This is a genomic window from Okeania hirsuta, from assembly GCF_003838195.1.
In the GTDB taxonomy this organism is placed as follows: Bacteria; Cyanobacteriota; Cyanobacteriia; order Cyanobacteriales; family Microcoleaceae; genus Okeania; species Okeania hirsuta.
Window position 1 is genome coordinate 1 of the sequence record NZ_RCBY01000359.1, and the last position, 5,250, is coordinate 5,250.

The window sequence follows — 5,250 nt, forward strand, 5'->3', positions numbered from 1 at the left end:
AAAGCGCTGTAAATCATCATAATTACTCGATGTCCTAACTATATTGGCGACTGCTATAGTATCTTTGTAGGCGGTATGTGCTTTTGGCATCAGCAGTCAGTCCTCAGTCCTCAGTCCTCAGTCCTCAAGAAATTCAGAAATAGGATAGGGGAAAAAGGTAAAAAAATGCTCCACTCTCCCCCACTCCGCTACTCCCCTACTCCCCATTTTTTCCCAGCAATAATGAACCTGGCATCGCTTTTTTGATCCAGTCTGTAATTAGAATTTGTTCCCGATCGCATGATTCAATTACCTGACCATTTAAGTTACGAAATACTATTTCTTCTGGAATCTCTATTTCTTCCCCAGTAGGTACTATTATTTTCTCAACTTGAGAAACAGCAAAAGGTCGCAAAGAATGAAACACAACATAATTTCCACTCTCTCCTGCTAAAACCTCCGCTAAACCAACTTCTTGTCGATACTGAATTAACTTATGCTTAGACTTCATCCGAGAAAATATAGAAGTAGTACGGTTGGCATTAAAAAAAGGCGATCGCGTTGGTCTTGGCCAATTTTTGCGCAAAGAAATGGGGTCAGTTAAAATCTGACTACAAATTTGCTCAATATCTACTGCCACATCAGCATCTTTCCCCAAATGTCGCAAGTCCAAACAGACAGTATGTAAACCAGCTTCCTGTAAGCGATCGAGTTTATCCAGAATAAACTGGTCTTTATCCAAAAACATAAACGTACCATGTACCGTTTCCAAAGTAGGGAAAGATCGGTTATTGCTATCTTCCGATGACACTGTAGTTTGCAGGCGTACTTTTTCCTTAGACTCAGAGTCTAATAAATGTGGAGATAGTAGGGAACGTGGCGAATAAAACAACAAAATTTGCCCCACTCCCAAAACTTCGCAACCGATAGGAAGAGTTTGGCAATATTCAATTAGTTTTTGTTCTGGCAGTTCAATGGATAGTATTAAACGTTCCAAGGAGTCAGAAAAAATCTCGCACCAACCCCTTAATGCTTCCAAGTTGTGATTACCTGTTTCCACAACAAATTGTAGCGCTATAGTTGGATAATGAGTTTTCAACCACCAGGCAGCACCTGGATCGCAAACCCGAACTGCCTCAAACTTGCTCAAATCCCACTGAGTCAGTTGTTCGCAAATCCTATTCATAACTTGTTCTGGCATCAGAATATCCCACACCAACACCGGACGCAAACCAAATTCTACTGCTGTTGATGCTAACAACAGTAATTCTTCTTGTGAGAGTTTTCCTTGTCTAGCAAGTAAGGTAGGTTCTAATAAAACCTCTTGTAACTTAGGGGAGTTGGCACACCGTTTTAAATCATTGATAGATGAAACAAAAGTGTTAAATTGCATTTTTTTTTAGGAGATAGAAATGATTAGTTGTTGTTTTCTATATCCTAATTTAATTTGATGAGAAACAGGATATTTTTTGACATCTTAATTTATTTGTCAATTAATCCTTTTATTTCCAGATAATCAATAATTAAATAAGTTGTTGTTTTGTTTGGATCGTAAAGTTCATCGAATGGTTCTTTAACACCTTTTTGACTTTGATATTGTGCTAATTGTCTTGTAGTTTCTCTACAGTTATTATTAGGAGATCTGTTTTTTTCTAGTTGACCAATAACTTTTAAAAGCTCTTGAATAGTTTTACAGTATTCTTTTCTGGTCTCTATTTCCTTTGTTTGAATGCTAGGAATTTCGTATGTATACATTGGGTCAAATGTTCTATCCGGAAGAAGGCTTCTAGCATAATCATCTATTTTAGCTATTTTACCAAAAAAGCTTTTATCTATTTTTACACAATCTGCAAGTTGAGCTTCCAAAGTAATAATTTTTTTCTTTTTACTATCAATTGTTTTGTTTAGTTCTTGAATCTTTCTATCTTTTGCCTCCAGCTCAGATGTTTGGTCTTGGCATTTCTTGACGTCAGCCAAATCATTGTTTTTCTCTGTTAAATTCTTTATTTCATTCTTTAAGTCCTGAATTATATGATCGGGAAAAATAATTTCCGGCCTCCCAAATGCTAATACTGCCGGACATAATCCTTCTATTAAAACTGCAATAAATAAAGGACCGAGAAATTTATCCTTTACTTTAATTTTTTCTGTAATTCCTCCCAAAGCAATTAAACCAGAAATCACAAACAAAAATAGAAATGAGGCAAACAGAGCGATTACCATCACTTTTTGATATTCTGGTTGTTCTTTTTGTTTTCGATCTTCTGGTGGATTATTTTCTTGTGTTTGAGCTATCAAGTAAGTTTTCTTTTGTCCGGGAAATGAAATAGGTAAAGTTGATTGTTGATTTTGATAATTGATGATTTCAACTTGATTATAGTGGTGTTTGTTTCTGAAGTTGTCTTTCTGAATAATTATGGGCGGGCAATCAGAAGCGACCATCAAAAAAGTTGAAATTAATAAATAAATTGATTTCATTTTATTGACGGGAAATTGCTAACTTTTACTTCCATGGTAATTTGTATAACATCTTGATGAGAAGTGGTAAGTAATAATTATTCATAATTACCCAGAAAACATTTTTATATGGCCACTAATATAAAATAGTCAATCTATGAGCTTAGTTAGTCAGTTCTATCCATACATTTAACCTCTGTGCATTTATACCTTGTTGTCTTTTGAAACGATGAAAATATCGACATTAGTTATTTGGAAAAATTTACCTTTTTATAAGTGAATTTTGTCTTCAATGATTGAATTTTAACTGAAAGATTTAAGTCAGAGCGCTCCTTTTGCACAGGCACTTTACTAACGCTCCGACTGGCGATCGCTCAATGGAAAGTCAATGGAGGTACTCCAACACCCAGAAAGCTTACCAACTTTGAAAAACTTCTCGTTGCCAAAGGTACTCCGTCATTGATTTATTTGAGCTATCCATAATAACGATCGCCTGTAATTGTGACTTATTATTTCCTTCTTTTATGCCCAAATTCCATACCTGAATCTTGACGTTTTCAAAAAAAAATCATTACTTATTTAGCTTTCTAATCATTTTCATCACTTCCTGATAATCCTCATTTTTTCCTTGTTGTTGATAAAGAACGGCCGCTTTTTCAAAGTCATCTATTGCCTCTTGATATTTTTTGGTAAAGTAACGAAGTATACCACGATTATAATAAGTTTTAGCATCTTTTGGTTCCAGCTTAATTGCTTCTGTATAATCATCTATTGCCTGCTGATAATCCGCTATTTCATAATTAGAAATGCCTCGATTATTATAAGCATCTGCATAATCCGGATTAATCTTAATTGCTTCAGTAAAATCAGCGATCGCCCCATAAAAATCCTTCATTTCATAAAGACAAATACCTCGATTATTATAGGCATCAGCATCTTTGGGATGAGATTTGATAACTGTAGTAAAATCAGCGATCGCCTCCTGATAATTTCCCATGACAGAGTGAAGACTTCCTCGGTTGTGGCAAGCGTTAGGATCGCTAGGATCGATTTTAATCGCAGTAGTAAAATCAGCAAGTGCCTTCTGATAATCTTCTAAATGTGAATAAGCAACACCTCTTTCATTATAACAGGTATAAATTTGATAGGGATCGAGATTAAATGTGAGTGCTTCAGTAAAATCAGCGATCGCCTCCTGATAATTTCCTATTTGAGACTGTGTTTTACCTCTCTGGTAGTAAATATCGGCTGGATTAAGTCGAAGTGCTTCAGTTAAATTAGCGATGGTTTCTTGAGGATCTTTTTCTTGAGGCAGAATTTGTTTTTGTTTGTAGCGAGCATCACTCTTTGGCGCAAGGGGCAAAACATCCTTCAAAACTGCTTCTGGAGATGTTTCCATCTCATTATCTGATGTCTGTGATACAGTCTCCTCTACTGATACACCTCTCTGTAAATAACTATTTAATTTTTGCTCAAGGGAATTATAAGTTTTAGCATATTTTGGTTCCAGTTTAATTGCTTCTGTATAATCATCTATTCCCTGCTGATAATCTCCTATTTGATAATTAGAAATGCCTCGATTAATATAAGCATCTGCATAATTCTGATTAATCTTAATTGCCTCAGTAAAATCAGAAATCGCTCCATTAAAATCCTTCATTTCATAAAGACAAATACCTCGATTATTATAGGCATCAGCATCTTTGGGATGAGATTTGATAACTGTAGTAAAATCAGCGATCGCCTCCTGATAATTTCCCATGACAGAGTGAAGATTTCCTCGGTTGTGACAAGCGTTAGGATCCCTAGGATCGATTTTAATCGCAACAGTAAAATCAGCAAGTGCCTTCTGATAATCTTTTAAATATGAATAGGCAACACCTCTTTCATTATAACAGGTATAAGTTTGATCTGGATCGAGATTCAATGTGAGTGCTTCAGTCAGATCAGCGATCGCCTCCTGATAATTTCCTATTTGAGAATGTATTTTACCTCGCTGGCAGTAAATATCGGCTTCATTTTGCTTAAGTTGAAGTGCTTCAGTTAAATTAGCGATGGTTTCTTGAGGATCTTTTTCTTGAGATATAATTTGTTTTTGCTTGTAGCGAGCATCACTATCTTTAAAATTAGAAACATCATTTTTTGATGTCAAGGGCAAAACATCCTTCAAAATTGCTTCTTGAGATTTCTCCTTTTCCACATCAGTCTGTGGTGTTGGCACCGTTGTTTCATCCACAGATGCTTCTGGAGCTAACTCAGTCTGTGGTGTTGGCACCGTTGTTTCCTCCACAGATGCTTCTGGAGCTAACTCAGTCTGTGGTGTTGGCACCGTTGTTTCATCCACAGATGCTTCTGGAGCTAACTCAGTCTGTGGTGTTGGCACCGTTGTTTCATCCACAGATGCTTCTGGAACTTTGTTCATCTCCGCATCATTTTTTTGTCTCTGTTGTAAAGCATTATCTACTGATGTATCTCTCCGTAAATAACGATTTAACAAACTTTTCACAACGGAGTTTGAATTATCGGAGATGTCTGATGTTTCTGGAGATTTCTCTATTTCTGTCTGTGGTATTTTTGCAGTACTCTCCTCCACAGACACATCTGGAGATTTCTCAATTTCTGTCTGTGATATTTCTGGGGTACTCTCCTCCACAGACACATCTGGAGATTTCTCAATTTCTGTCTGTGATATTTCTGGGGTACTCTCCTCCACAGACACATCTGGAGATTTCTCAATTTCTGTCTGTGATATTTCTGGGGTACTCTCCTCCACAGACACATCTGGAGATTTCTCAATTTCTGTCTGTGATATTT

The 5,250-nt window shown here is 36.3% G+C and carries 3 protein-coding genes; all 3 read right to left on the minus strand.

Annotation, left to right across the window (positions count from 1 at the left end; all coding sequences use genetic code 11):
• Positions 1-196 precede the first annotated feature (196 nt).
• Positions 197-1,372 (minus strand): U32 family peptidase, encoded by a 1,176-nt coding sequence (locus D5R40_RS30065; RefSeq protein WP_124155659.1) that lies wholly within the window; start codon positions 1,370-1,372, stop codon positions 197-199.
• Between the two features lie 89 nt (positions 1,373-1,461).
• Positions 1,462-2,277, minus strand: coding sequence for a coiled-coil domain-containing protein (locus D5R40_RS30070; RefSeq protein ID WP_124155660.1), 816 nt, complete (start codon positions 2,275-2,277; stop codon positions 1,462-1,464).
• A gap of 730 nt (positions 2,278-3,007) precedes the next feature.
• Positions 3,008-5,250 (minus strand): tetratricopeptide repeat protein (locus D5R40_RS30075; protein WP_124155661.1); only part of this gene is annotated, 2,243 nt, incomplete at its 5' end.

Excerpts from the sequence above, each read along its gene's own strand:
- D5R40_RS30065 (WP_124155659.1), bottom strand. The coding sequence starts at position 1,372 with ATGCAATTTAACACTTTTGTTTCATCTATCAATGATTTAAAACGGTGT.